This is a genomic window from Streptomyces sp. NPDC014995, from assembly GCF_043080745.1.
In the GTDB taxonomy this organism is placed as follows: domain Bacteria; phylum Actinomycetota; class Actinomycetes; order Streptomycetales; family Streptomycetaceae; genus Streptomyces.
The window spans coordinates 15,299-40,971 of record NZ_JBIBVX010000014.1; the positions used below are offsets into that span (position 1 = coordinate 15,299).

The window sequence follows — 25,673 nt, forward strand, 5'->3', positions numbered from 1 at the left end:
GGGGGCGGGGGCCTCGTGTTGTGCGCACGGTAGGTTTCACCTGGGATTTCCGGGTTCTCGTTTCCCTCGGGAGGGGCGACCGCATGGCCGAGACCGTGACGAACTGGGCGGGCAACATCACCTTCGCGGCCAAGGAGCTGCACCGCCCGCACACACTCGACGCGCTGCGCTCGCTCGTCGCCGGGAGCGCCCGGGTGCGGGTCCTGGGCAGCGGGCACTCGTTCAACGAGATCGCCGAGCCGGGCGCCGACGGAGTGCTGATCTCGCTGGACGCCCTGCCCGCCGAGGCCGACGTCGACACGGCGGCCCGCACCGTACGGGTCGGGGGCGGCGTACGGTACGCCGAGCTGGCCCGGCGGGTGCACGCGCACGGGCTCGCGCTGCCGAACATGGCGTCTCTGCCGCACATCTCGGTGGCCGGGTCGGTGGCGACCGGCACGCACGGGTCGGGGGTGCGCAACGGGTCCCTCGCCGCCGCCGTGCGGGAGGTGGAGATCGTCACCGCCGACGGGTCGACCGTCGCCATCGGGCGGGACGACGAGCGGTTCGGCGGGGCCGTGACCTCGCTGGGGGCCCTCGGTGTCGTCACCGCGCTCACCCTCGACCTGGAACCCGCCTTCGACGTCGAGCAGCACCTGTTCACCGAACTCCCCCTCGACGGGCTGGACTTCGAGGCGGTGGCGGGGGCCGCGTACAGCGTCAGCCTGTTCACCGACTGGCGGGCGCCGGGCTTCCGGCAGGTGTGGCTGAAGCGGCGCACCGACCAGGCGCCGGCCCGCTTCCCGTGGGCCGCGCCGGCCACGGAGGCGCTGCACCCGGTGCCGGGGATGCCCGCGGTCAACTGCACCGAGCAGTTCGGGGTGCCGGGTCCGTGGCACGAGCGGCTGCCGCACTTCCGGGCGGAGTTCACACCGAGCAGCGGGAACGAGTTGCAGAGCGAGTATCTGCTGCCGCGCACGCATGCCGTCGACATGCTGTGTGCGATCGACCGGATACGGCAGACGGTCGCCCCCGTACTGCAGACCTGCGAGGTGCGGACCGTCGCCGCCGACGAGCAGTGGCTGAGCCCGGCGTACGGACGCGACAGTGTCGCCGCGCACTTCACCTGGATCGAGGACGCCGAGGCCGTGCTGCCCGTCGTGCGGGAGCTGGAGGCCGCGCTGGAGCCGTTCGAACCGCGCCCGCACTGGGGCAAGGTCTTCGCCGTGCCGGCCGACGTGGTGCGCGGGCGGTATCCGCGTATCGGCGACTTCCGTTCACTGGTGCGGGAGTTGGACCCGGCGGGGACCTTCACCAACGCGTTCGTGGCGAACATCCTCGGCCAGTCGGACCCCGGCCTCGACGGGACTTCGTAAACCCCCTTTCCTAACCCCTTGTCGAACCTCCCCGCACGCCATAGCCTGACGCCGCGCCGGTGCCGACCCCGCCCGGCCTGCCCGCACGGAAGGGAGGGGGCTCTCCGGTGAAGCGCACATCACGCGACATCCGCACCGCGAACCGCTACGAGGTGTTGCGCCAGATCATCGCCCGTTCGCCCACCTCCCGGCAGGAGCTGGCCGCCGCCACCGGCCTCAGCCTCGCCACCGTCGCCACGCTCGTCGGCGAGCTGCTCGACCTCCGCATGATCACGGAGGTCGGGTTCGAGGACTCGGCGGGCGGCCGTCCCCGGGGGCTCGTCGCCGTGAACGCGTCGGGGGGCGCGCTGATCGGCGTGGACATCGCGGAGACGTACGTCCACGTCGAGCTGTTCGACCTCGGGCTGAACGTGCTGGCGCGCGCCGAGGAGGACATGCGCCCCGGGGAGAGCCGCCCGGAGCAGGTGGTCAGCCATGTCGCCGCGGCCGCCGGCTCGGTCGTCGCGCAGGCCGGCGTCGAGGCGGCCCGGGTGCTGGGCGTCGGCGTGAGCGTGCCGGGGCAGGTGGACCGGGACACCGGCATCTCCGAGTACGCGCCCAACTGGGACTGGCACGACGTGCCGTTGCTCGCCCTGCTCTCCGAGCACATCGCGTATCCCCTGTACCTGGACAATCCGCTGCGCGCCTGCGCGGTGGCGGAGCTGTGGTTCGGGGCGGCGCGCGGGCACGGGGACGCCGTGGTCGTCAACCTCGGCACCGGCGTCGGCGCCGGCCTGGTCCTGGGCGGCGGGCTGCACCGCGGGGTCAGCAACAGCGCCGGCGAGTGGGGGCACACCACGCTCGTGCTCGACGGACGGCTGTGCCACTGCGGCAACCACGGCTGTGTGGAGACGTACGTCGGAGCGCCCGGCATCATGCAGAACCTGCGCGAACTCAGTCCGCAGAGTCCGCTGCTGCACCCCGAGGACCAGACCGCCACGGTCGACGCGCTGGCCCGCGCGGTCGCCGCGAAGGATCCGGTGGCGGTCAAGGTGGTCCGTGACACCGCCCGTTATCTGGCGGCGGGCATCGCCGACCTGGTCAACCTCCTCAACCCCGAGGTCGTCGTCCTGAGCAGCTGGGTGGCCGCCCGGCTCGGCGCACCGCTCCTGGCCGAGGTCCGCGAGGCCGTCGGGCGGCACGCGCTGCGCAGACCACTGGCCTCCACGGAGATCGTCCTGTCCCCGATCCCCACCGACCCGGTCTGCCTGGGGGCGGCAACGTTCGCGCTGGAAGGGGCGTTGCAGTCCGTGGGGCAGCGGACCACGGCTCGCGCCGCCGTCACGAGAAGCCGCGCCCCCGAGCCCTCGTAGGGCCGGCGGCAGCAAGCCCTTTCTCCCCCGACTCACCTCTCACGTCCGGTATTCCGAACGCTACGCAACGCTTCGAACAGACTTCGTCCAACCCCTTGCCGAAGCCTTAGCCGAAGGTTAACGTCCCGCACCGCAACGCCATTCGAGCCACCTGGCGCTGAAGCCGTGTTGAGCCGCAGCCGTACTCGAGACAAGGACGTCAGCATGTCGGCAATGAGCAACAGCAACTGGTCCCGTCGTTCACTCTTCCGGGCCGCCGCGGGCATGGCCGCCGCCGGGACGCTGGCCGCGTGCGGCAGCAACAACGGCCGCGGCGGCGGGAGTTCCGGCAACGGCCTGGTGCAGTACTTCCACGCCTACGGCGAGGCGGGGACCGAGCAGGCCATCAGGAAGTACGCGGCCGCGTACGACAAGGCCAAGGTGACGACGCAGTGGATCACCGGGTCCAACTTCGAGAGCAAGCTGTTCGCGAGCCTGCTCACCGACAACGCTCCCGACCTCTTCGAGTTCCACCCGCAGATCCAGCTCATCAAGAGCGGCCAGGTGGCGGACCTGACCGACATCATCGAACCGGTCAAGGACGACTTCAACCAGGCGGACATCCAGTCGCACACGGTCGACGGGAAGATATACGGCGTCCGGATGATCGACGACCCCCAGTTCTTCTTCTACCGCCCCTCGCTGCTGGAGAAGGCCGGCGTCGAGGTGCCGCAGACGCTGGAGGAACTGCTGGAGGCCGCCGCCAAGCTCACCACGGACAAGGTCAAGGGCGTCTACCTCGGCAACACGCTGCAGGCGGTCATCCGGCCGATGATCTGGGCGGCCGGCGCCGACACCCTCGACCAGAACAACAAGCCCGCCTACCACACGGACGGCGTCGTCGAGGGCCTCAAGCAGATGCGCAAGCTGTTCACCAGCGGCAACCTGCTCCTGGACGCCCCGGCCGACTACTGGGACCCGTCCGCGCTCGTCCAGGGCCTCACCGCCATGCAGTTCTGCGGCATGTGGGCCATGCCGGTGATGCAGAAGGCGCTCGGCGACGACCTCGGCATCTTCCCCTTCCCGAAGATCGGCGCCGCCGGCAAGCCCTCGGTCTACAACGGCGGTTGGTCGATGTTCGTCAACGCCAAGAGCGACAGGGCCGAGGAGGCCAAGGAGTACGTGAAGTGGCTGTGGATCGACCAGAAGGAGTACCAGGAGGACTGGGCGCTCTCCTACGGCTTCCACATCCCGCCGCGCACCTCGATCGCCCAGTCCGCCGAGAAGCTCAAGTCGGGCCTGCCGGCCGAGGGCGTCAAGCTCTTCACCGACTACGGGCACTTCGACAACATCGGCTGGACGCAGGCCATGATCAAGGCGACGGAGGACGTCTTCGCCGACTCCGTCCGCAAGAACGGTGACCCGGAGGCCGCGCTCGACAAGTGCGACACGGCGGTCAACGCCGAGCTCAAGAAGCTCTTCGGATAGGCCGGCGGACGGACCCCGACATGTCGACGACCACCACGCGCGACCTCGCGCGCCCCGCCCCGGCGAAGCCTGGCAAGGCCAAGCCGCGGCGGGGGCTGCGGGGCAGCGGCACCCTCAACTTCTGGCTGTTCACCGGGCCGTTCCTCATCGGCCTGCTGATCTTCGTGTACGTCCCGATCGGCTGGAGCATCTGGCTCAGCTTCTACGAGGCCCGCTTCACCGTCACCCCCAGCACGTTCGTCGGGTTCGACAACTACGTGTTCATGCTGGAGAACGAGAACTTCACCGGCGCGCTCGTCACCTTCACCGTCTTCGCCGCGATCATCGTGCCCACCACCTGGGCGCTCTCGCTCGGGCTGGCGCTGATGGTGAACCGCCTGCGGTTCATGCGGGCGTTCTTCCGGTCGGTCTTCTTCCTGCCGACGGCGTGCAGCTACGTCGCCGCCTCCCTCATCTGGAAGATGTCCGTCTTCAACGGCGTCCGCTTCGGTCTGGCGAACACCGTGCTCGGCTGGTTCGGCGTCGAGAACATCGCCTGGCTCGCCAACCCCGATCCGCCGTGGTACTGGCTGGTCATCGTCACCGCGCGCCTGTGGCTCCAGTCCGGTTTCTACATGATCCTCTTCCTGGCCGCGCTCCAGAACATCCCGGGCGAGCTGTACGAGGCCGCCGCGATCGACGGCGCCAAGCGGGGCTGGCAGACCTTCTGGTACATCACGCTGCCCCAGCTGCGGGCGACCTCGACGGCCGTCATCCTGCTGCTGCTGATCGCCGCCTACCAGGCCTTCGACGAGTTCTTCAACCTGCTGTCCAAGACCACCTGGGGACGGCCGCCGCTCGTCGAGCTGTACTACACCGCCCTCGGCGACAGCCAGGACTACGGCGCAGGCAGCGCGGGCGCGGTGATCCTGACCCTGCTGATCGTCGCGGTGAGCCTGTTCCAGGGCCGGATCATGGGTTTCGGAAGGGGTGACGAGTCCAAGTGACCACAACCGCACCTGAGGTGGTCAAGACCACTGCCTCCGACGACGGGCCCCGCCGCACCGGCCGCGCCCGCGGCGTGATGGGCTCCACCGGCCTGTACGCCGCCATCAGCGTCGCCGCCTTCCTCTTCCTGATCCCGTTCTACGTCCTCGTCCGCAACGCCCTCTCCACGGACACCGAGATCACCGGCGAGGACTGGGCCCTCTTCCCCACGGACATCCAGTGGGGCAACTTCACCGAGCCGTTCGACGACCCGACGGTCGACTTCGGCCAGTCGCTGTGGAACTCCCTGGTCGTCGGTGTACTGCATACCGTCGGCACCCTGCTGGTGTGCTCCCTGGCCGGCTACGGCCTGGCCCGCATCCCGTACCGGCACGCCGGCAAGGTCTTCTACGCCGTGCTGTTCACCCTGATGGTGCCGACCGCCGTCACCTTCGTGCCCGGCTTCGTGCTGGTGTCGTCCCTCGGCTGGATCGACACCTACCGGGGTCTGATCATCCCGGGCCTCTTCAGTGGTTTCACCTGCTTCCTCTTCCGGCAGTACTTCCTGGGGTTCCCCAAGGAACTGGAGGAGGCGGCGCGCGTGGACGGACTCGGCTACTGGGGCGCGTACTGGCGCGTCGTGGTGCCGAACTCGCTGAACTTCTTCGCGGCCATCGCCACCATCACCTTCATCAACGGCTGGAACTCCTTCCTGTGGCCGCTGGTCATCGGCCAGGACCCCAGCGCCTGGACGGTGCAGGTGGCGCTGTCGTCGTACATGACCAACCAGACCGTCAACTACCACCTGATCTTCATGGCCACCGCCATTTCCATCCTGCCCCTGCTGATCGTGTTCCTCTTCCTCCAGCGCTGGCTGGTGCAGGGGATCGCGCAGACGGGCATCAAGGGCTGACGCCTTCTTCCCACCACCTGGAGACCGATGTCTTTGCGCACGACTACGGCCGTCGACTACGTCGAGGACGTCTCGCCGGGCAGCGGGGCCCTTCCGCCCCGCGCCTGGTACGCGTCATCGGACGCGAAGTCACTGTCACTCAACGGCAGTTGGCGCTTCCGTCTGTCGGCGACGGCCGACGCCGAGGACGACTCGTTCGCCGCGGAGGGCCACGACGCCGGGGACTGGGCCGAGGTCACGGTCCCCGGCCACTGGGTCCTCCAGGGTCACGGCTCCCCCATCTACACCAACCACCTCTATCCCTTCCCGGTCGACCCGCCCCGCGTCCCGACCGAGAACCCGACCGGCGACCATCTGCGGGTCTTCGACCTGCCGGAGGACTGGCCGGCCGACGGCGGCGCGGTGCTGCGTTTCGACGGCGTGGAGTCCTGCGCCCGGGTCTGGCTGAACGGCACGGACATCGGCGAGTTCAAGGGCTCGCGGCTGCCGCACGAGTTCGCCGTCGGCCATCTGCTGAAGACCGCCGGCAACGTACTGGCGGTCCGCGTCCACCAGTGGTCGGCCGGCTCCTACCTGGAGGACCAGGACCAGTGGTGGCTGCCCGGCATCTTCCGTGACGTGACGCTGCTGCACCGCCCGGCGGGCAGTGTCCTCGACCACTTCGTGCACGCCTCCTACGACCACGTCACGGGCGAGGGCACCCTGCGCGTCGACTCCGACGTCGACGGGCGGGTGACCGTGCCCGCCCTCGACATCGATGTCGCGACGGGTGAGCCGGTGACGGTCCCGGTCGAGCCGTGGAGCGCGGAGACACCCCGGCTGTACGACGGTGAGCTGGTCACGGAGGGCGAACGGGTCCCGCTGCGGATCGGATTCCGCACGGTCGTCCTGGAGGACGGCCTGATCAAGGTCAACGGCCGGGCGGTCCTGTTCAAGGGCGTCAACCGGCACGAGTGGCATCCGGAGCACGGCCGCGCGCTCGACCTGGAGACGATGCGCGAGGACGTGCTGCTGATGAAGCGGCACAACGTCAACGCCGTCCGCACCTCCCACTACCCGCCGCACCCGGCCTTCCTCGACCTGTGCGACGAGTACGGGCTCTGGGTGATCGACGAGTGCGACCTGGAGACGCACGGCTTCGTCGAGCAGGACTGGCGGGACAACCCCGTCGACGACGACCGCTGGACCCCGGCCCTGCTGGACCGCGCCGCCCGCATGGTCGAGCGGGACAAGAACCACCCGTCGGTGGTGATCTGGTCGCTGGGCAACGAGGCCGGCACCGGGCGCGGGCTGACCGCGATGGCCGAGTGGATCCACGGTCGTGACGCCTCGCGCCTCGTGCACTACGAGGGCGACATCGGCTGCCGTGACACGGACATGTACTCCCGCATGTACGCCTTCCACGAGGAGGTCGAGCGCATCGGCCGCGGCCTGGACGGCGGCACCCTCAAGCGGCGCCGGCTGCCCTTCGTCCTCTGCGAGTACGGCCACGCCATGGGCAACGGCCCCGGCGGCATCGCCGACTACCAGCGGCTGTTCGAGGCGCACGAGCGGCTCCAGGGCGGCTTCATCTGGGAGTGGATCGACCACGGCATCAAGGACGACCGCTACGGCTACGCCTACGGCGGCGACTTCGGCGAGGAACTGCACGACGGGAACTTCGTCTGCGACGGCCTGGTCTTCCCCGACCGCGCCCCCTCGCCCGGGCTCGTCGAGTTCAAGAAGGTGATCGAGCCGGTCGCGATCAGCGGCGACGGCACGGACGGCACCGTGCGGATCGCCAACAAGCAGGACTTCGCGGACCTGTCGGCGCTGGCCTTCGAGTGGGCGTTCCAGGTGGACGGCGAGACGGCCGGGTCGGGCACCCTGTCGGTGCCGGCGCTCGCCGCGGGCGAGTCGGCCGAGGTGAAGCTGCCGGAGCCGCCGGAGGGCGACCGGGGCGGCGCGGAGACGCGGTGGACGGTGCGGGCGGTGCTCGCCGAGGACACGGTGTGGGCGCCCCGGGGTCACGTGGTGGCCTGGGGTCAGGTCCCCGTCGCGGCACGGGCGTTGCCGTCGGTCGCCGCGGCCGGTGGGCCGGTGGCCGGCGAGGGACGCATCACCCTGGGTCCGGCCTCCTTCGACGCCCGCACCGGCGCGCTGCGGGCCATCGGCTCCGTGGAGGTCACCGGGCTGCGTCTGGACGTGTGGCGGGCGCCCACCGACAACGACGACGGCGCGCCGTGGCAGTCGGACGTCCGGCACGGCGAGCTGTGGCGCACGCTGGGCCTGCACCGTATGCGGCACCGTCTGGACGCGGTGGAGCTCGCCGACGACGCGCTCACGGTACGGACCCGGGTGGCGCCCGCCGCCCGGGAGGTGGGCCTGTCGACGGTATACCGGTGGACGTCGGACGGACACCGTATCCAGCTGACCGTATCCGTGACCCCCGAGGGCGACTGGACGGTGCCGCTGCCCCGGCTCGGCGTCCGCTTCGGCCTGTCGCAGGCCGACGCGGTCACGTGGTTCGGCGGCGGTCCCGGCGAGGCGTATCCGGACACCCGGTCGGCGTCGCAGGTCGGCCGTTGGCAGTCGACCGTCGACGGTCTGCAGACTCCCTACGTCCGTCCGCAGGAGAACGGCGCCCGCGCCGACGTCCGCTGGGCCGAGCTCGGCGGACTGCGGATCGAGGGCGACCCGGAGTTCTGGTTCAGCGCCCGGCGCTGGACGAACGAGCAGCTGGACGCCGCCCGGCACCGCACCGACCTGGTGCCCGGCGAAACGGTGTGGGTCAACCTCGACCACGGCCAGCACGGCATCGGCTCGCAGTCCTGCGGTCCGGGCCCGCTGCCGCGGTACTTCCTCGAGGCCGCGCCCGCCGAGTTCTCGTTCGTGTTCTCGCAGATCGGTTAATCGATTGACCCATTGATCGACATTCCGACACGGTGATGACGTCTCCCGAAGGCCGGCCGGCCCCCACCCGGCCGGCCTCCGCCGTGCGGTTCCTCGTCCCCATCACACGGAGGTTCCTCGAGTGAGCGGCAGTATCGAGGTGCGCGGCCTGTCCCGCACCTTCCACACCACCGTCCGCCGGCCCGGCCTCACGGGGGCGCTGCGCTCCCTGGTGAATCCCGAGCGGGTCGCCAAGCACGCCGTCAGCGACATCACCTTCGACGTGGCCGCGGGGGAACTCCTCGCCCTGCTCGGCCCGAACGGCGCCGGCAAGTCCACCACCATCAAGATGCTCACCGGCATCCTCACCCCCACCTCCGGCGAGGCGCGCGTCGCGGGCGTCGTGCCGTACCGGGAGCGCGAGCGCAACGCCCGGAACATCGGCGCGGTGTTCGGACAGCGCACCCAGCTGTGGTGGGACCTTCCGGTGCGCGAGTCGTTCGCGATCCTGCGGGACATCTACGAGGTGCCGGGGGCCGAACACGCCGCCCGTCTGAAGGAGTTCGACGACCTGCTCGACCTGTCGTCGTTCTGGGACACCCGGGTCCGCCACCTCTCCCTCGGCCAGCGCGTCCGCAGCGATCTCGCGGCGGCCCTGCTGCACGACCCGCCGGTCGTCTTCCTCGACGAGCCGACCATCGGCATGGACGTCGTGGTCAAGGAGCAGGTGCGGGAGTTCCTCCGGTACCAGGTCGAGGAGCGGGGCCGCACGGTCCTGCTGACCACGCACGACATGACGGAGGTCGAGCGGCTCGCCGAGCGGGTCGTCCTGATCAACCACGGCCGGCTGGTCCTGGACGGCGGACTCGACGAGATCCGCCGCACGTTCGGCTCGACCTGGCAGGTGCGGGCCACCCTCGCCGACCCGCACGCCGAGGTCGTGGCGCTGCCGGGCATCGCGGTGCTGCGGCACGACGGGGCGCAGGTCGTGTTCGGCCCCGACGGAACGGACGCCCCGTCCGTGCACCGGGCGCTGAAGGCGGTCATCGAGCGGTACGAGGTGACGGGCATCGCCATCGACGAGGCGGATCTCGAGGACGTGATGCGGGCCGCCTACAGCCAGGCCGGGGCGGTGTGATGGCCACCGTGCACGCATGGCGCGCCGCCCGCGTCACCCCGCTCGGCGAGTTGCACGCCCCGCCCCGGATGACCGCCGTCCTGCTCCGGCTGACCGTGCAGGTGGTGCTGGTGGCGTCGCTGTGGGACGGCCTGTACGCCCACACCGGCACGACCGCCGGACTCGACCGCGACCAGGCGGTCACGTACGCCGTCCTGGCCGTGCTCGCCTCCCGGCTGCGGGAGCTGGACCAGTACGCGGGCCGGGACACGGTGTTGCAGCACATGCACTTCGGCACGATCGTCTACTGGTACCTGCGTCCGCTGCCGCCCCAGCGGTACTACGCCCTGCGCGCCCTCGGCGAGCAGCTGTACGGCTTCGCGTGGGCGGTGGGCGGATACGCGGTCTGTCTCGCGGCCGGGGTGGTCGAACCGCCCGGGTCCGCCGCCGTGGCGGGCGTGTTCGCGCTCAGTCTGCTGCTCGGCCAGTGGGTCCTGTACTACGTGATGCTCGTCCTGGACCAGCTGTGTTTCTGGACGGTGCGCAACAACGCCGCGATGCTGATCCTGATCTTCGCGCAGAACCTGCTGTCGGGGGTGTACGCGCCGCTGTGGTTCTTCCCCGACTGGTTCGTGACCCTCAGCTCCTTCCTGCCCTTCCAGGCGACGCTGAGCGTGCCGCTGTCCCTCTACATCGGCCGCATTCCGCTGTCGGACGCGGCCGGTCAGCTGGCGGTCCAGGCGGGCTGGGTCGTGGTCCTCGCCCTGTTCACGCGGTTCCTGTGGCACCGGGCCGCCCGTCGTGTCATCTCCCAGGGAGGCTGACGCCCATGAAGGCCGTGCGGATCGCGTGGCGCATCACGTGTCTGAACTTCCGCTCCCAGCTGGAGTACCGCTCCGAGTTCCTGTTGATGATCGCGATCGGCGCGATCTGGCAGGTGTCGGTGATCGTGTTCGCGACGGTGCTGCTGTCCCGGTTCACCGGGATGGGCGGCTGGGACAGTTCGGAGGTGCTGCTGATCCCGGCGACGCGGATGCTCGCGCACGGGTTGTTCGTGCTGGTGCTGGGGCGTATGCACTTCATCGGCCGGCAGATCCAGGAAGGGAGGATCGACGTCTATCTGGTGCGGCCCATGCCGGTGCACCGCCAGGTGCAGCTCGCCTACTTCCCGACCAACGCGATCGGTGACCTGACCGTGGCGGCGGGTCTGATGGCGGGCGCGATCGGCCGCAGCCACCTGGACTGGACGGCGGGCCGGATCTCGTACCTGGTCGCCGCGGTCGTCGGCGGCATGCTCCTGGAGGCGGCGCTCTTCACGGCGGTGGCCTGCGCCGCCCTCCGCTTCCCCGCCGCCGACTACTGGAGCCGCTGGCTGGAGGAACTGCTCGGCACGTTCGGCAGTTACCCGCTGAACGTGCTCCCGAAGGCGGTGGGCGGCTTCCTGACGTACGGCCTTCCGCTCGCGTTCGTCGCGTACTTCCCGGCCGCCGTCCTCACCGGCCACGGCCATGACACCGGTGCCCCGTACTGGCTGGCGGCGGCCTCCCCGCTGCTGGGCGTGGTCGCGTACCTCGCGGCACGGCTGCTGTGGCGGCGCAGCCTCGGGCACTACGCGGGCGTGAACGTGTGACGTCGGACCGGGGGCGTGGTCCGGGTGGTCGGTCGTCGGGCCGACGAAGCCGCGGCCGAGGCCGAGGCCGACGAGGTCGCGGGAAGTGGTCGCGGAGCGTGCCCCGCCCCGCCGGGCACCGGCGTGCGGGTCAGCGCCGCCCGGATCCCCGTACGGGTGTCACCGGCGCCACGCACGCGATCGCCACGCAGCACCCCCCGGCCGGCAGCCCGACCGGTGCGGTGCCGTGCCGTTCGGCGGACCAGGTCAGGACGGCCGCGCCCACCGGGGCCGCCGCGTACTGGAGGGTCCAGAAGGCCGAGGTGACCCGGCCCAGGAGCGGTTCCGGGGTGACCTCCTGACGCAGCGACAGGGAACAGGTGCCGGCGACGGCCACGCCGGCCAGGAAGAGGGCGGCGAGGACGGCGGCGACGGCGACGTCCCGGGCCCAGCCCAGTCCGGCGACGGCGACGCCGCTCAGCGCGACCGCCGTCTGTCGAAGGGTCTCGACCCGAACGCGTGACCTCAGTCACCGCCGGCCTCGACCGGCGCGGGCGGCGCCGGTGCCGCCCGCTCGGCTCGCGGGAACCGCCGTGCGGTCGGGGCGGGCGGTGGTGGACGATGTCGTTCATGTTCGACCCCTTCGACATGCCGCCGCCCCGCGAGGTCCGGCCCGGTGAGTACCCGGTGTGGGACGAGGCGCTGGGCCTCGTCAACCGCGACCTGGCCGCCCTCCTGCCGGACGTGGGTGCGCTGCGCCTGCTGGCCCTGCCGCCCTGGGAGCCGGAGCAGTCCGGGCGTGAGCAGGTGTACGTCGCGCTGCCCGACGGGCGATGGCACGGCGACGACCTCCTGCACGGCCGCGGGGTCACCCCGGCCGCCGCGCTCGCCGACGTCGCCGAGGCCGCGCAGGACACCGTCATGGAGTGTCTGTGGCAGGTCTGGCCGGTCTGTGCCGAGCACCGGACCGGGATGCACGTCCGGGAGGAGGACGGCCGCACGGTGTGGTGGTGTGCGGGCGGCCGTGGGGCGCGGGACCCGGCCCATGTGCGGGCGGTGGTGGGCGGGCTGGACGCGCTGCACCGCCCGCGCCGGGCCCGCCGCAGGCGGCGGTGACCTCAGTGGTCGGCGCAGCAGGGCGTCGGATCGGGCACCTCGAAGGGGACGAGGGTGCCGCCGGCGGCGGGCATGGCGGTGAGGACGAGCCGCCCGTCCTGCCACTGCGGCCGCACGTGATCGCGGGTCACGAGCGGGGTGCCGGGGACGGCCCGGCCGGCCGGCGTGCCGCCCAGCACCGTCACGCGGTCGATCGCGGAGACGGACAGCACCTCCGCGACCGTCATCGTGCCCCGGAGGGCGTCCGCCCCGGGGTAGAGGACGGCCCGCCCGACGGAGTCCGGCGCTCCGTCGGCCACCTCGTACCCCTGGGCCACGAGCCGTTCGCGCAGCTGCGCCGCCACCGCCGCCTCCCGCACGGTGAGGGAGACGGCGACGCGCGGCCGGTCGCCCCGCACGAGGTGCGTGCAGCCGAACACGCCCTCGGGCAGGGGCAGTCCGGCCGCGTACGCGCGGAGCAGGTGATCGGCCGCGCGCAGGTCGCGCAGGCCGGCGTCCACCGTGAGGACGTGGCCCGTCACGACGGCAGGATCCACACGGGGTTGGAGTAGAACCACAGGTCGAGCCACGGGTCGGCGTCGCCGACGACGTCGATCGCCGGACCCGCCGGGTCGACGGCCGCGCCCATGGCGCCGACGGCGGAGCGGTTGCCGTCGGTGCCGCGCAGGCGGACGTACAGCGGCCGGTCCACGCGCCCGAGGTGATGGGTGAGCCGGACGGTGCCGGCGGACTTGTTCACGTCGTACGACGTGACGACCCTGGCCGTCGGCGCGGTGAACGTGTCCGGGTCGGCGACCGGGCCGGTGACGTCCCCCTGGATGACGTCGACGCGCGCCAGCCCGGGGACGAACCCGGCCTGGTTGGGGCCTCCGGCGAGGGCGATGTCGGCCGTCAGCGTCACGGCGGTGCCCTTCTTGACGTGCAGGGCGCCGCCGAGCGTGGCCCAGCGGCCGCCGCCCGTCACGCGCACGTCGAGGCCGTCGAGGAGCTGACCGTGGTCGACCCAGATGCGGCCGGCTCGGATGCCGTCCATGACGGCGGCGTAGGAGAAGCCGTCGGCGCCGACGTGGGTGCGGCTGTACTGGCCGGGCCAGTAGTCGCCCTGGGTGATGTCGATCCTCCCGCCGTAGACGGGGTCGGCGTACCGGCCGTCGGCGGTGAAGTCGCCGCCGGGGCCGCGCACGGCGGTGTCGGCGTAGACCTGGTGGGAGTCGGAGTTGGCGGTGATCCACCAGGGCTTGCCCTCGGCGAGGAGGCTGTCCCACAGTCCGCCGACGGTGGCGGTCATCCAGTCGAAGCCGCCCCAGGTGCGGTAGCTCTCCGGCGGGTAGCCGGGGAAGGAGTTGGCGCTGGGGTTGTTGTCGTAGATCCCCCGGGCGCGGGCCGGGCCGAGGGGGGCGGGGAGGCCGGCCGCCTGGTGGCCGGGGGCGCCCTCGAAGCCGACGGCGATCCGATGGCCCGGGTCGGTCGCGTCGCGCCAGGCGCGGATCTCGTGCGGGGAGTCGACACCGCGCCGCGCGGGGTGGTTGGCGAGCATCAGCGCGTCCTTGACCTTGCGGCGGCGGACCTGCTCGCCGAGGAAGGCCAGGCCGGCCACGGCGAGGGCCTCGTTGGCGGGCGTGGAGTCGGAGGCGCCCTTCACGCTGCCGTCGTAGTCGGTCTCGAACTGCTTGAGGACGGAGACCTCGTTGCTGCCGGGGTGCACGAAGACGGTGCCGTGCTCGGCGCCCGGGATGTTCCACTCCAGCCCCTGGAAGACGAGGGTGTCCTCGTGGGCGGAGCGGGCCTCCTTGATGTCCGGGTTGACCTTCTCCACGCCGATCTTCGCGTGCGTGGCGCTGCCGTGGTCGGTGATGACCAGCCAGTCCATGCCGTGCCGGGCGCCCTGGCGGACCTGGTCGACGACGCGGTACTTGCCGTCGCTGCTGTACTGGGTGTGGATGTGGTGGTCGCCGGCCAGCCAGAGGAAGCCCTTGCCGCGGCGGCCGTCGGTGGCGGCGTACGCGGGGGTCGTGGCCGTGCGGCCGAGGACGCCGGCGGCGGTCAGGCCGGCGCCGAGGAGGCCGGCGCGGCGCAGCAGGGAGCGGCGTGACCGCTGCTCGGGGTTGAGCGCCTCGTCGGGCACGGAGGTGTCGAAGGCGGCGGGCAGGGCGCCGTCGCCTTCGTGGTCGTGGCCGTGGTGGTGGCCCTGCCCGGGTCCGTGATGGTGGTGCGCGTGACCGTGTCCCATGGTGCCCTCCTGGTTGCCGCTGCCTTCCGCGGCTGCCTTCCACGGCGCGAGCGCGCCGCGTGTGGAGGATCGGGTCGGGACATGAACGCCCGACGACCGGCGGATGAGCGGCGGCCGACCCGGGCGCGTCCGGCTCACCTCGTCCCTCACTGTTTCCTCAACTGCCCTCGCCGGTCACACTGTTGGACACCGAACATGAGCAGCGTTCAGGTTCCCGACCGTTCCCCACCCGACCGGAGACACCCCCGCCATGAGAAGACTCCTGGGCACCCTCGCGGCCACCGCCCTGGCCCTCACCGGCCTCACCGGCACCGGCGCGACGCCCGCCGCGGCAGCCACCACCGGCACGTTCGACATCCTGACGTACAACGTGGCGGGCCTGCCCGAGGGCCTCAGTTCCGGCAACCCGGCGACCAACACCCCGCTGATCTCACCGCGGCTGGGCGCGTACGACATCGTCAACGTCCAGGAGGACTTCAACTACCACGCGGCGCTGTACGCGGGCGACGACCACCCGTACCGCACGGCGACGAGCGGCGGCGCGGGCTTCGGCGACGGCCTGAACACGCTCTCGGACCATCCCTTCGAGGACTTCGAACGCGTCCGCTGGACCAACTGCACGGGCACCAACTGCCTGACCCCGAAGGGCTTCACGCTGGCCCGGGTGCGGCTGGCGGAGGGCGTCTTCGTGGACCTCTACAACGTCCACACCAACGCGGACGCGACGGACGACGCGCTGGCCGCCCGCCGCGCCAACATCGAGCAGCTGTCGGACTTCATCCAGGCGAACTCCTCCGGCAACGCGGTGATCGTCATGGGCGACACGAACACGCGTTACACCCGCGCCGGCGACAACATCCGCACCCTCGTCACCGAGAACGGCCTGACGGACCCGTGGGTGCGGCTGGTGAAGGGCGGCACGCCGCCGGCCCAGGGCGCGGACCCGCTGCTCTGCCCCGCCACGGCCCCGTCGAACGACTGCGAGGTGGTGGACAAGATCTTCTACCGGGGCAGCAGGCTGCTGTCCCTGACGGCGACCCGCTACCAGAACGAGTGGGCGTCCTTCCTGGACTCCGCGGGCGGCAACCTGTCGGACCACTTCCCGCACACGGTCGACTTCTCGTACACCCTCAGCCCCGACTTGAGGGCGAGCGACTTCTTCGGCGGCCCGCACGGGACGGCGTTCAACGACGCGGACGACCTGCCGACGGCCGTCGCCCCCCGCACCCTGACCCTGCGGGGCGGCTCCCGCCTGGACGCGGTGTCCCTGACGCACGACGGCGGCACCGCCCTGACCCACGGCGGCACGGGCGGCACGGCGACCTCCCTGACCCTGGCGACGGGCGAACACCTCACCTCCGTCAAGCTGACACAGGGTCGGAAGGACGGGCGCACGCGGATCTTCTCGGCGGCCTTCACCACCGACAGGGGCCGCACCCTGTCGGCCGGCACGGCCACCTCGGACACGAGGACCTTCACGGCTCCGGCCGGCTGGCAGATCGTGGGCTTCACGGGACGCGCGGGGAACGAGGTGGACAAGCTGGGGGTGGTGTACGCACCGATCGGCTGAGCCGGGCCCGTGGCGGCACCTTCGCCCGGACACTTCTTCGGACACCGCCCGGGGTGCGGCACCTGCCCCGGACGGTCCCTTCGGACACCGCCCGGGCGCAGCAGCGGCCGCCGTGCCGGACAGACGGGCGCCGGCGGCCGGTTTCACTGACCGCGGCGGTTGCGGCGGTTGCGGCGGCTATACGCGGGAGACCGTTCCGCAGCTCTCCGAGGTGTTCCGCCCGACATCCCGACTGCGGTCGTACGGGTCCGTGGCCGGGCCGGTGGGCTCGGCTCCCGTCGGCTCGGCGGTGTCGAACTGCGGGTGGAGGAAACCGTCGTAGACCTCGCAGGCCGAGTTGGCGAGTTCCTGGTCGTACGTTCGCAGGAGCAGCCGGCCGGGGGTGACGTCGTAGTGCGCGGGGTCGGAGAGTTCGACGTCGAGCACGCGGCGCACGACGGTGCGGGTGACCTCGGTCGAGCCGTCGGCGCGGGAGACCGGATAGACGAAGGTGTAGTCGGCGTGCACGGCGACGCCGGCGAACTCCCCCTTGCTGAACGTCATGTGCCCGCGCGTCTTGACCACGTCCCCGACGAGCCGGACCTCGTCCGGGTCGAAGCGGCTGAACAGCAGCACGGGGTCGTGGTCCTTGTCCGGGGTGCGCAGGGACGCGTTCAGGTGCCCGAGGAGGTCCGGCTGCTTGGGGTCGAGCACCGAGAGCGCGTCCGTGGGGCTCTCACCGCGCAGCGTCCTCGGGTCGAGGTTGGCGCCGACGAGCAGTTTCCTGGTCAGTTCCAGTGCCTGCGCGACCCGTTCCTCCGACGCCGGGCCGACGGCCTTCGCGGCGGGCAGGACGACACCGGCCTCACCGTCGGCCCACCGCAGGGCCGGGGAACCGGCGAACGGCCGGTCGAGGGTGGGGACCTGCTCGTCGACCGGGGCGGGCGCGCCGGTCGGGGCGGCGGTCTCCGGGGGCAGGGGGGACGCCGCGGCGGCCTGCGGCTCACCCGAGCCGAGGGGGTCGCCGGGCAGCAACGACGGCTTCAGCGACACGGCGACCGCACCGAGCGCCAGGGCCACCCCGAGAGCCGGCCACAGCTTCCGGCGCCGGCCGGCCCGTCCGTCCGTGTCCTTCCGGGCGGGCCCGGTCCGCCACCCTTCGGGCTCTCCCTGCCGCCGCAGCCGCTCGGTCACCATGCGGGCGCGGGCGGAAGGCTCCTTCGGGGCGGAGGCGGCCCCTCGTTCGCTGTCCTCGAGGAACGCCCGCAGCGCGTCGTCGGACAGGGACGAGCCGTTCGCGGGCTCTTCGGGGGGTCTGCCGACCACGTGCGCCTTCCCATCGGTCTCGGTTGCTCGCGGACGTGGGCCTGGGCCACCGCCCCCGGGGGGCTGCGCGACGGCCGACAGCCGACAGGCGTGCCGGACACACGGGTCCCCACCCAACTGATCACGAGTGGGGACGTTGTAAACGATCAGCGCCCCCACCACAAGCCGCGCACCCGCATTCCGCGAACGCAGTGAGCATGATCACGCCATATTCACCGCGAATTCACAGCTTCCGGACACCCTCTAGGATCTTCCCCGACCCGCCAAGGCCCCGTCCTCCTACCAGCAAGGCGACGCCCCCATGCCCCGAGCCGGCCTCACCCCCGACCGTCTGGTCGCGGCCGCCGCCGATCTCGCCGACGAGGTCGGGTTCGACAACGTCACCCTCTCCGCGCTGGCCCGCCGCTTCGGCGTCAAGGACGCGAGTCTGTACTCGCACGTCAAGAACCTCCACGACCTGCGGACCCGCGTCGCCCTGCTCGCCGGCGGCGAGATGATCGACCGGATCGCCGGGGCCGTCGCCGGACGGGCCGGCAAGGAGGCGCTCGCCGGGTTCGCCGGGGCCTACCGCGCGTACGCGCTGCGGCATCCGGGGCGGTACGCCGCCACCCAGCTCCCCGTCGACCCGGACCTGTTGGCCGGCACCCCCGCCTTCCGCCGCACCGCCGAGATCACCTACGGGATGCTCCGCGCCTACGGCCTCGAGGAACCCGACCTCACCGACGCCGTCCGCCTGCTGCGCAGCACCTTCCACGGCTACTGCGCCCTCGAGGCCGGCGGCGGCTTCGGGGCACCCCGGGACGTGCAGCGCTCGTGGGAGAAGGCGATCGACGCCCTGCACACGGCCCTCACCCACTGGCCCCGGGAGGAATAGTCCCGGCCGAACCGTCGGCCTCCGGTGCCCCCGCCCGCCCTCGCCGACCGCCCCCTCCGGCAACCGCCCCGCAGCCCTCCCCTGCCCCCGCCGCTACCGCCCCCGCTCCCCTACTGCTCGCGCTCCCCCGCACTGCGCTCCACGCAGAACTCGTTCCCCTCCGGATCCGCGAGGACCGCCCAGCCGGTGCCGTCGGGATTGCGGCGGTCGTCGACCAGCGTGGCGCCGAGGGCGAGCAGGCGCTCGACCTCCTCCTCGCGGGTGCGGTCCTGCGGCTGGAGGTCGACATGGATGCGGTTCTTGATCGTCTTCCCCTCCGGGACGGTCACGAAGAGCAGACCCGCGCCCTCGATCAGCGCCTCCTCGTCGCCCGGCTCGTCGCTCTCGTGGACGGCCTGGCCGAGGACCTGGGACCAGAACGTCGCCAGGGCGTAGGCGTCGGAGCTGTCGATCGTCACATGGCGGATCATGGAAGTCATGCGGGGGATTGTCGTGCACGCCCCCGCACCGGGCAACGCGATTGCTCCGGCCCCCGCAGCGAGCCCGTCCGGTCTCGCACGGCAACCTTTCCCGCCCCCCGCGGCAACCCCCGGCCATGACAACTGCACGACGCACAACGCGCCACCGCCGCGTCCGCGCGGCCCGCAAGCCCGCGATCGGCGCCCTCGCGGCAGCCACCGTCGCCGGCGGCGCGTGGTACGCCACCGCCGGAGCGGCTACCACCGCCCCGAACCTCACCCCCACCGCCACCACCGTCACCCTCGCGGCCGAGTTGCCCTACCTGTCGGCCGGTTACAACAACACCCGCGAGTGGACACGGACGACGACCGCGGCCGCCCCCAACGGCACGCTCCGCGTGGCCTGGCCCGCCGCGGACGGCATCCACGTCACCCCGCTGACCGCCGCCGGGAAGCGCTCGGGTGCCGACACGGTCGTCAAGGGCGCCAAGGAGGTCGGCGGCCTGGTCGCGCACAACGACGGCTTCGCGCTCCTCACCCGGGTCGCCGACACGAACAAGTGGAAGGAGACGGCGGCCGCGATCGTCCGGTACACGAACGGCAGGCAGACCTTCCGCACCAAGCTCACCGGCACCGCCTCGAACGACACGGCCCCGCTGCTCGACGGCCAGCTCACCTGGAACGGCTCGAAGTACGGCGCATACGTCGTCGTCCACGGCGCGGGCGGCTTCGCCGACGGCCACTACGGCGACAAGCTGGCGTACGTCAGCGCCAAGGGAGCCCGGATGAGCGGCGGCTGGAGCTGGGGGTGCAGCCACAACGAGGGCATAGCCCTCCACCCCGAGAAGACGGGCGCCTTCACCTCCCTCTGCTTCGACGACTGGCGTTCGGGTCTGTTCGTCTCCACCGGGATCGGCGCCCCGGACACCGCCCCCGTCGTGCAGCGCGAGCAGTGCTGGGCGGGCTACTGCGGCGGCACCTTCCCCGGCCGTACGGGCGACCTGGTGAAGTCCGCCACCGGCCGCTACGCCACCGCCTTCGCCTCCCGCGGCGCCGCCTCCGCGAAGAAGAACCCGGACGACGCGAGCGGCCGGGGCTGGACCGTGCAGCCGAAGACCAGCACCCACCAGGTCGCGGTCGCCTTCCTGAAGAACCGCGGCTCCGGCCCCGGCAAGGCGGTCCGCCTCACGGCCGCCGCCGGCACGGAACACGTCAACGTCCACATCGCCCCGTACGGCAAGGACCGCCTCCTCGTCTCCTGGGAGTCCCTGAAGAACGCCAAGTGCGCGAACGGCACCTGCACCGGCACCTTCACCGGCACCCACCTGCGTCTCATCGACTGGAACGGCAAGGCCCAGAGCGCGGACAAGGTGGTGAACACCCGGATCACCGGCGACATCGCGGTCCTCAAGGACGGCACCCTCACCTGGGCGTACGCCCCCGTCACACCGGCCTACACCAAGCCGCTCACCGGGGCGTCCCCGACCACGACGACCCTGAGGATCGCCCGCCTCAAGCCCTGACCGCGGCGGCCCCCTGCCGTGGACACCCGTGGACGCGATGGTGGTGCGGGCCGCTTCGACGACGTGCTCCCGCAGTCCGGGAGGTGATGACGGACGGTCATGACGGTGGCCCCGGGCTCCTCCCTCGGAGCCCGGGGGCGTCCCGGGGTCACCACTGCGTTCGCGCGCTACGCGCTGATGACGCTCGCCATGCCGGCCGCGTTCGCCGGTATCACGCGTCTGCCCCGGCGTCGCCCGGGTTCGTGCCGACCGGCACCAGGTCCGGCGAGACGACCGCGCCGTCCGTGATCCGCAGGCGCACCCCGGGTCCCTCGCTCCAGCGGACGTGGATCCCGTCGGCCCCTTCCACCCGCACGGACACGACCTCCTCCAGCGGTACGGGGTCCGGTTCGGCGGTGAGCCGGACGAGGGCGACGAAGAGGCCGCCGGCGTCACCGGTCACCCCGGTGAGGGCCTCGTCCAGGCCGACGACGGGCACGGCGTCGGCCCGTACCTCCGCCTCCGCCGCCCAGCCGGTCACCCGCACCGGCGTCCCGGGTGCCGCCCCCGTCACCAGATGGGCCCGCACCTCCGCCGCCCCGCGCACCAGCACGACACTGGTCACCCGCGCTCCCCCGCCCGCCGTGTGCCGGGAGGCCACCCAGCCGTCCCCGACCCCCAGCGGTTCGATGCCGGTACGGCTCGGGTCGTCCCCGACGATCACGCTGTTGTCGTACGACGACGCGGGCGCCGTCACCGTCGAGTACGCGAGCCGCGTGTAGTACGGGTCGTAGCGGACGTCCTCGCTGCCGTGGTTGTGCAGGCGGACCAGGCCGTCCGAACGGGTCGACTGCACCAGCCAGTTGGGCGCGGCGATCGGCGTGACGGCGTCCGCGCGCTCCACCGGGCCCGGCGTCTCCCGCGCCGTCCACACCTCGTGCTCGGGCGGGAGCAGCAGGCCGAGAAAGCCCTTGCTCGCCCAGTAGGGGGAGGCGGGTCCCGAATAGCCTTGCAGGACCGCGGGGTCGGGGCCGTGCCAGCCGAGGGTCAGCAGGCCGCGTTCGTCGACGGCGCCCCGCTCCAGGAAGTACTTCAGGGCGCCGGAGGCCAGGCGGCGGGTCTCGCCGGGCGGCAGCGGGGTGTGGCCGGTCAGGGCGCCGAGCCACAGCGGAACCGTCGTCGCGAAGCGGTAGGTGAGGGAGCGGCCCTGGTGCAGGGGGGCGCCGTCGCCGCCGAACAGGCGGGCGTAGTCGGCGAGATGACGGGAGAGCCGGCCTCCGTACAGGTCCAGCAGGCGGGGGTCGTCGGCGAGCCAGGCGTGCAGGACCGGGTAGAGGTGCATCGCCCAGCCGTTGTAGTAGTCGAAGGCGCGGCCCTCGCCGTCGGTGTACCAGCCGTCGCCCACGTACCAGCGTTCGATGCGTTCCAGGCCGCGGTCGACCGCTTTGCGTGCGGTATCCGGCTCCCAGTCGACCGCATACAGAAAACCGCCGACCGTCACCGGGAACAGCTCCCAGTTGCACGGCCAGGGTTCGGCGGTCAGCGCGTCCCCGAGCCAGGCGGCGGCCCGCTGCCGCACGCCGTCGTCCAGGCGGTCCCAGAGCAGGGGCCGCGTCAGCCGCAGGGCCAGGGCGATCGAGGCCGCCTCGACCAGCGGCTGGCTGCGGTCCTCGATGCGGGGCCAGACGCCGCCGACACCGGCGGCGAGGCCGTCCGCATAGCGTTCCAGCGCCGTCTCGTCGCGGCGGAAGGCGGCGATCAGGAGCGTGCGGGCGTAGCCCTCCAGGCCGTCGGAGAGACGGCCGGACCAGCTCTCGCGGTCGCCGGGGAGGTGATAGAGCGCGCGGTCCTCGGTGGCGTACGGCTCCACGGCGGCGAGCAGGGCGTCGGCGGCCGCCTCCCAGTGGGCGCGGGTGTAGCCGGTGCGGGGGCTGAGGGCGGGATCGGGCGGGGGCAGGTGCATCGGTGTTCTTTCGGTCGAGGGCCAGGACCTGGGGACGTCCCGGTTCCGGTCGGGGCGCCCCCAGGGGCTCATCCCACCCGCACGGTGCCGCCGGGCACCAGATGCCGGGCGAGGAGTTCGTCGCGGACCAGGCCCGCGTACACCGTCGCGCCGTGCACGGAGGTGTGGGTGTTGTCCCGTTTCTCGTTGTAGAGGTACAGCGCCTTGGATCCCTCGACGCCCAGGGACTCCACCAGCTCCTTCGTCCGGGCGGTGAGGTCGATCAGCGGCACGTCCTGTGCGGCGGCGACCGAGCGGATGACCGCCGGGTGGTCGACGCCGAGGCCGTTGACGAGCAGGGCGGTGCCGTTGTTCAGCGTGCCGTCGGCGTTGAACCAGCGGCGCACGACCGGGGTGACGAGGACCGGCTCGCCGCCCTTGTCGCGGACGCCCGCCACCAGCGTCTCCAGGTTCGCCCGGTAGGTCGCCTCGTCGGTGGTCTTGTCGTTGTGGGCGAGCTGGATCAGCACCAGGTCGCCGCGGCGGATCTGCGGCTGGACGGTGGCCCACAGCTGCGGGTTCCCCAGATAGGTGACCGTACTCTCCCCGGAATCCGCGTAGTTGGCGACCGAGACGCCCTTGCGCAGGTACTGCGGCAGCTGCTGGCCCCAGCCGGAGTAGGGGTCGCCGGGCTGGTCGCAGACCGTGGAGTCGCCGACCAGGAAGATCTGGCGGGCGTGCCGTGCGGGGGTGACGCGGATGTCGGCGAGGGCGGGGGCCGAGCCGCCGAGGACCAGGTCGAGGCCGGGAGTTCCGGCGGCACCGGTCGGCTCGCCCTCGGGGGTGCGGACGTTCACCGTGAAGCTGCGGGCGACGCGTTCGCCGGCCGCGACGGCGGTCTCGGGGAGCAGGGAGCGCCGCGTCTCCCCGCTGATCGCGGTGCTGGACGCCGCCTCGCCGCCGAGGAGGACCCGCACGTCGTAGGTGCCGGGCGGGACGTCGAAGTGGCAGGCGGTGGCGGTGCAGTGGTCGAGGCCGGGGGCCGGGCGGCCGGTGTGGGCCTGGGCGGCGGGCACGGCCGTCAGCGCAGTGGTCAGGGTCAGCGCCGCCAGCACGGCTGGGGTGAAACGTCTCACTACGGCTCCTCCGTCAGGGCGACAGGACCTGGCGGCTGGACCGTACCGCCTTCGGCAAGCGCTTTCTAGACCCTGGACTCTTTTCACAAGATTGCCAACCTCCCACCAGTGAAAGCCCTTTCGCGAAATCGATTCAACTGTCACTCTGACGAATCACCCGCACCCCCACACCTCCCGAAGGAGGCACCCCCATGTCCGGATCCGACAGCCACCGGCCGGTCCGACGCCGCACCTTCGTCCTCGGAACCGTCGGCCTCACGGCCGCCGCCGGCTCGGCCGCCCTCGCCGGCCCGCTCGCCACCCCCGCGTCCGCCGCGGCCTTCGGCTACACCGACGACGGCTCCCACTACGTCGTCGACACCGGCGCCCGGCTCGTCTTCAAGGTCAGCAAGACCAACGGCGACCTGACCTCGCTGGTCTACCGGGGCGTCGAGTACCAGGGCTACGGCGGCATGAACTCGCACATCGAGTCCGGCCTCGGCACCTCCACCGTCACCGTCCGGCAGTCCGGCACGACCATCCTGATCTCGGTCACCCACGGCACGCTGAAGCACTACTACGCGGCCCGCAGCGGCGAGAACAACATCTACCTGTGGACCAACAAGGCCGACACGTCCGTCTCCGCGACCCGCTACATCCTCCGCGTGAAGAAAGGCCTGTTCCTCAACGACGAGCCCGACTCCTACACGTACACGAACTCGACCGTCGAGGCCTCCGACGTGTTCGCGAAGTCCGACGGCCAGACCCGCTCGAAGCACTACTCCAAGCTCCGGGTCATCGACTACGACTACGTCGGCTGGAGTTCCGGCGGCGTCGGCCTGTGGATCGTGCGCAGCAACCACGAGAAGGCCTCCGGCGGCCCCTTCTACCGCTCCCTCCTGCGCCACCAGAGCGCGGACGGCGGCGGCCTGTACGAGATCCTCTACTACGGCCAGAACCAGACCGAGGAGCAGCGCTTCGGCCTCCAGGGCCCGTACGTCATCGCCTTCACGGACGGCGGCGCCCCCTCCTCGTCGCTGTTCCCGGGCACCCTGACCACCTCGTGGGCGGACTCGCTCGGCATCTCCGGGTACGTCGGCGCGAGCGGGCGGGGACGCGTCGCCGGCGTCGGCATCACCGGGCGCAACACGGCGCACCCGTACACGGTGGGGCTCGCCAACCCGGCGGCTCAGTACTGGGGGGCGGCGCGGGCCTCGGACGGCTACTACTCGATCGGCGGGGTACTGCCGGGGACGTACACGCTGACCGTCTACAAGAGCGAGTTGGCTGTATACAGTACGCAGGTGACCGTGTCCGCCGGGCAGACGACCACCCTCAACTCGATCACGATCCCGTCGTCCAACGACCCGAGCAACGCGACGGCGATCTGGCGGATCAACGACTGGACGGGAACGCCGAGCGGTTTCAAGAACGCCGCGCTGATGACGTACGCGCATCCGTCGGACGTACGGGCCGCCGCCTGGACCGGCAATGTCGTCATCGGCAGCGGCAGCGAGACGTCCGCCTTCCCCTGCTACCTCTGGAAGGACGTCAACAGCGGCCTGCTCGTCTACTTCAGGCTGACCGCGGCCCAGGCCGCCGCCGCGCACACCCTGCGCATCGGCGTGACGACGGCCTACGCCAACGGCCGGCCGCAGGTCGTCGTCAACAACGCCTGGACCTCGTCCATCCCCACCCCGCCCACCCAGCCGAACACGCGGTCGCTGACCAACGGCTCCTACCGGGGCAACAACCACACCTTCAGCTACAGCGTCCCGGCGAGCGCGTGGCTCACGGACACCAGCCAGTACAACGTGCTGAAGATCAACGTGGTGAGCGGTTCGGGGACGACCGGCTTCCTCAGCGCGGGGACCTCGATCGACGCGATCGACCTGCTGGCCTGACCGGCTG

Annotated in this window: 21 protein-coding genes; 14 read left to right on the plus strand and 7 right to left on the minus strand. The window is 71.8% G+C overall.

Features of this window, described 5'->3' with window-relative positions:
• Nucleotides 1-83: 83 nt before the first annotated feature.
• The 9 genes from ACF1A1_RS26720 (at nt 84) to ACF1A1_RS26760 (ending at nt 11,671) form a co-directional block, all read left to right on the plus strand.
• Nucleotides 84-1,355, plus strand: a complete 1,272-nt coding sequence (locus ACF1A1_RS26720; protein WP_392003385.1) for an FAD-binding protein — start codon at nt 84-86, stop codon at nt 1,353-1,355.
• A gap of 107 nt (nt 1,356-1,462) precedes the next feature.
• Nucleotides 1,463-2,707, plus strand: coding sequence for an ROK family protein (locus ACF1A1_RS26725; RefSeq protein ID WP_392003387.1), 1,245 nt, complete (start codon nt 1,463-1,465; stop codon nt 2,705-2,707).
• Between the two features lie 204 nt (nt 2,708-2,911).
• Nucleotides 2,912-4,174 carry an ABC transporter substrate-binding protein gene (locus ACF1A1_RS26730; RefSeq protein WP_392003388.1) on the plus strand — a complete coding sequence of 421 codons (1,263 nt, stop codon included), beginning with the start codon at nt 2,912-2,914 and terminating at the stop codon, nt 4,172-4,174.
• Nucleotides 4,175-4,194: 20 nt separating this feature from the next.
• Nucleotides 4,195-5,160 carry a carbohydrate ABC transporter permease gene (locus tag ACF1A1_RS26735; RefSeq protein ID WP_392003389.1) on the plus strand — a complete coding sequence of 322 codons (966 nt, stop codon included), beginning with the start codon at nt 4,195-4,197 and terminating at the stop codon, nt 5,158-5,160.
• Nucleotides 5,157-6,053, plus strand: a complete 897-nt coding sequence (locus ACF1A1_RS26740) for a carbohydrate ABC transporter permease (RefSeq protein WP_392003391.1) — start codon at nt 5,157-5,159, stop codon at nt 6,051-6,053. The genes ACF1A1_RS26735 and ACF1A1_RS26740 overlap by 4 nt, the downstream gene beginning before the upstream one ends.
• Before the next feature lie 27 nt (nt 6,054-6,080).
• Nucleotides 6,081-8,945: a glycoside hydrolase family 2 TIM barrel-domain containing protein gene (locus tag ACF1A1_RS26745; protein ID WP_392003392.1), complete on the plus strand. Its 2,865-nt coding sequence runs from the start codon at nt 6,081-6,083 to the stop codon at nt 8,943-8,945.
• A 121-nt stretch (nt 8,946-9,066) separates the two neighbouring features.
• Nucleotides 9,067-10,062: an ATP-binding cassette domain-containing protein gene (locus tag ACF1A1_RS26750; RefSeq protein WP_392003393.1), complete on the plus strand. Its 996-nt coding sequence runs from the start codon at nt 9,067-9,069 to the stop codon at nt 10,060-10,062.
• Complete coding sequence (locus ACF1A1_RS26755; protein WP_392003394.1) at nt 10,062-10,865, plus strand: ABC transporter permease; 804 nt, start codon at nt 10,062-10,064, stop codon at nt 10,863-10,865. Before ACF1A1_RS26750 ends, ACF1A1_RS26755 begins: the two co-directional genes overlap by 1 nt.
• 5 nt (nt 10,866-10,870) lie before the next feature.
• Nucleotides 10,871-11,671 (plus strand): ABC transporter permease, encoded by an 801-nt coding sequence (locus tag ACF1A1_RS26760; RefSeq protein ID WP_392003395.1) that lies wholly within the window; start codon nt 10,871-10,873, stop codon nt 11,669-11,671.
• Nucleotides 11,672-11,801: 130 nt separating this feature from the next.
• Here the strand turns inward: ACF1A1_RS26760 and ACF1A1_RS26765 are convergent, their stop codons facing one another.
• Nucleotides 11,802-12,047, minus strand: coding sequence for a hypothetical protein (locus tag ACF1A1_RS26765; RefSeq protein ID WP_392003397.1), 246 nt, complete (start codon nt 12,045-12,047; stop codon nt 11,802-11,804).
• A 233-nt stretch (nt 12,048-12,280) separates the two neighbouring features.
• Here ACF1A1_RS26765 and ACF1A1_RS26770 point away from each other — a divergent pair, with 233 nt between their 5' ends.
• A complete protein-coding gene (locus ACF1A1_RS26770) occupies nt 12,281-12,766 on the plus strand; it encodes a hypothetical protein (protein ID WP_392003398.1) in 486 nt (161 codons plus the stop codon).
• Between the two features lie 2 nt (nt 12,767-12,768).
• On the opposite strand, the gene ACF1A1_RS26775 is transcribed toward ACF1A1_RS26770, so the two are convergent.
• On the minus strand, nt 12,769-13,287 hold the full coding sequence (locus ACF1A1_RS26775; protein ID WP_392003400.1) for a hypothetical protein: 519 nt from the start codon (nt 13,285-13,287) through the stop codon (nt 12,769-12,771).
• Complete coding sequence (locus ACF1A1_RS26780; protein ID WP_392003402.1) at nt 13,284-14,996, minus strand: PHP domain-containing protein; 1,713 nt, start codon at nt 14,994-14,996, stop codon at nt 13,284-13,286. The genes ACF1A1_RS26775 and ACF1A1_RS26780 overlap by 4 nt, the downstream gene beginning before the upstream one ends.
• 250 nt (nt 14,997-15,246) lie before the next feature.
• On the opposite strand from ACF1A1_RS26780, the gene ACF1A1_RS26785 reads away from it, so the two are divergent.
• Nucleotides 15,247-16,566 carry a jacalin-like lectin gene (locus ACF1A1_RS26785; protein WP_392003403.1) on the plus strand — a complete coding sequence of 440 codons (1,320 nt, stop codon included), beginning with the start codon at nt 15,247-15,249 and terminating at the stop codon, nt 16,564-16,566.
• 177 nt (nt 16,567-16,743) lie between these two features.
• On the opposite strand, the gene ACF1A1_RS26790 is transcribed toward ACF1A1_RS26785, so the two are convergent.
• Nucleotides 16,744-17,871, minus strand: a complete 1,128-nt coding sequence (locus ACF1A1_RS26790) for a hypothetical protein (protein ID WP_392003404.1) — start codon at nt 17,869-17,871, stop codon at nt 16,744-16,746.
• A 301-nt stretch (nt 17,872-18,172) separates the two neighbouring features.
• On the opposite strand from ACF1A1_RS26790, the gene ACF1A1_RS26795 reads away from it, so the two are divergent.
• Nucleotides 18,173-18,745 (plus strand): TetR-like C-terminal domain-containing protein, encoded by a 573-nt coding sequence (locus ACF1A1_RS26795; protein ID WP_392003406.1) that lies wholly within the window; start codon nt 18,173-18,175, stop codon nt 18,743-18,745.
• A 110-nt stretch (nt 18,746-18,855) separates the two neighbouring features.
• Here ACF1A1_RS26795 and ACF1A1_RS26800 read toward each other — a convergent pair whose 3' ends face one another.
• A complete protein-coding gene (locus ACF1A1_RS26800; protein ID WP_392003408.1) occupies nt 18,856-19,224 on the minus strand; it encodes a VOC family protein in 369 nt (122 codons plus the stop codon).
• A 116-nt stretch (nt 19,225-19,340) separates the two neighbouring features.
• On the opposite strand from ACF1A1_RS26800, the gene ACF1A1_RS26805 reads away from it, so the two are divergent.
• Nucleotides 19,341-20,726, plus strand: a complete 1,386-nt coding sequence (locus ACF1A1_RS26805) for a hypothetical protein (protein ID WP_392003409.1) — start codon at nt 19,341-19,343, stop codon at nt 20,724-20,726.
• 211 nt (nt 20,727-20,937) lie between these two features.
• On the opposite strand, the gene ACF1A1_RS26810 is transcribed toward ACF1A1_RS26805, so the two are convergent.
• Both ACF1A1_RS26810 and ACF1A1_RS26815 read right to left on the minus strand, forming a co-directional pair.
• Nucleotides 20,938-22,668 (minus strand): DUF2264 domain-containing protein, encoded by a 1,731-nt coding sequence (locus tag ACF1A1_RS26810; protein ID WP_392003411.1) that lies wholly within the window; start codon nt 22,666-22,668, stop codon nt 20,938-20,940.
• A gap of 68 nt (nt 22,669-22,736) precedes the next feature.
• A complete protein-coding gene (locus ACF1A1_RS26815) occupies nt 22,737-23,783 on the minus strand; it encodes a rhamnogalacturonan acetylesterase (protein WP_392003412.1) in 1,047 nt (348 codons plus the stop codon).
• Between the two features lie 191 nt (nt 23,784-23,974).
• On the opposite strand from ACF1A1_RS26815, the gene ACF1A1_RS26820 reads away from it, so the two are divergent.
• Nucleotides 23,975-25,666 carry a rhamnogalacturonan lyase B N-terminal domain-containing protein gene (locus tag ACF1A1_RS26820; protein ID WP_392003414.1) on the plus strand — a complete coding sequence of 564 codons (1,692 nt, stop codon included), beginning with the start codon at nt 23,975-23,977 and terminating at the stop codon, nt 25,664-25,666.
• Nucleotides 25,667-25,673: the final 7 nt, after the last annotated feature.

What these genes read in the sequence shown, in the direction of transcription:
- ACF1A1_RS26795 (WP_392003406.1), top strand. Translation starts at nt 18,173, where the DNA reads ATGCCCCGAGCCGGCCTCACCCCCGACCGTCTGGTCGCGGCCGCCGCC.
- ACF1A1_RS26760 (WP_392003395.1), top strand. Translation starts at nt 10,871, where the DNA reads ATGAAGGCCGTGCGGATCGCGTGGCGCATCACGTGTCTGAACTTCCGC.
- ACF1A1_RS26810 (WP_392003411.1), bottom strand. Translation starts at nt 22,668, where the DNA reads ATGCACCTGCCCCCGCCCGATCCCGCCCTCAGCCCCCGCACCGGCTAC.
- ACF1A1_RS26780 (WP_392003402.1), bottom strand. Translation starts at nt 14,996, where the DNA reads ATGGGACACGGTCACGCGCACCACCATCACGGACCCGGGCAGGGCCAC.
- ACF1A1_RS26770 (WP_392003398.1), top strand. Translation starts at nt 12,281, where the DNA reads ATGTTCGACCCCTTCGACATGCCGCCGCCCCGCGAGGTCCGGCCCGGT.
- ACF1A1_RS26720 (WP_392003385.1), top strand. Translation starts at nt 84, where the DNA reads ATGGCCGAGACCGTGACGAACTGGGCGGGCAACATCACCTTCGCGGCC.
- ACF1A1_RS26755 (WP_392003394.1), top strand. Translation starts at nt 10,062, where the DNA reads ATGGCCACCGTGCACGCATGGCGCGCCGCCCGCGTCACCCCGCTCGGC.
- ACF1A1_RS26735 (WP_392003389.1), top strand. Translation starts at nt 4,195, where the DNA reads ATGTCGACGACCACCACGCGCGACCTCGCGCGCCCCGCCCCGGCGAAG.
- ACF1A1_RS26805 (WP_392003409.1), top strand. Translation starts at nt 19,341, where the DNA reads ATGACAACTGCACGACGCACAACGCGCCACCGCCGCGTCCGCGCGGCC.
- ACF1A1_RS26820 (WP_392003414.1), top strand. Translation starts at nt 23,975, where the DNA reads ATGTCCGGATCCGACAGCCACCGGCCGGTCCGACGCCGCACCTTCGTC.
- ACF1A1_RS26800 (WP_392003408.1), bottom strand. Translation starts at nt 19,224, where the DNA reads ATGACTTCCATGATCCGCCATGTGACGATCGACAGCTCCGACGCCTAC.
- ACF1A1_RS26730 (WP_392003388.1), top strand. Translation starts at nt 2,912, where the DNA reads ATGTCGGCAATGAGCAACAGCAACTGGTCCCGTCGTTCACTCTTCCGG.
- ACF1A1_RS26745 (WP_392003392.1), top strand. Translation starts at nt 6,081, where the DNA reads ATGTCTTTGCGCACGACTACGGCCGTCGACTACGTCGAGGACGTCTCG.
- ACF1A1_RS26785 (WP_392003403.1), top strand. Translation starts at nt 15,247, where the DNA reads ATGAGAAGACTCCTGGGCACCCTCGCGGCCACCGCCCTGGCCCTCACC.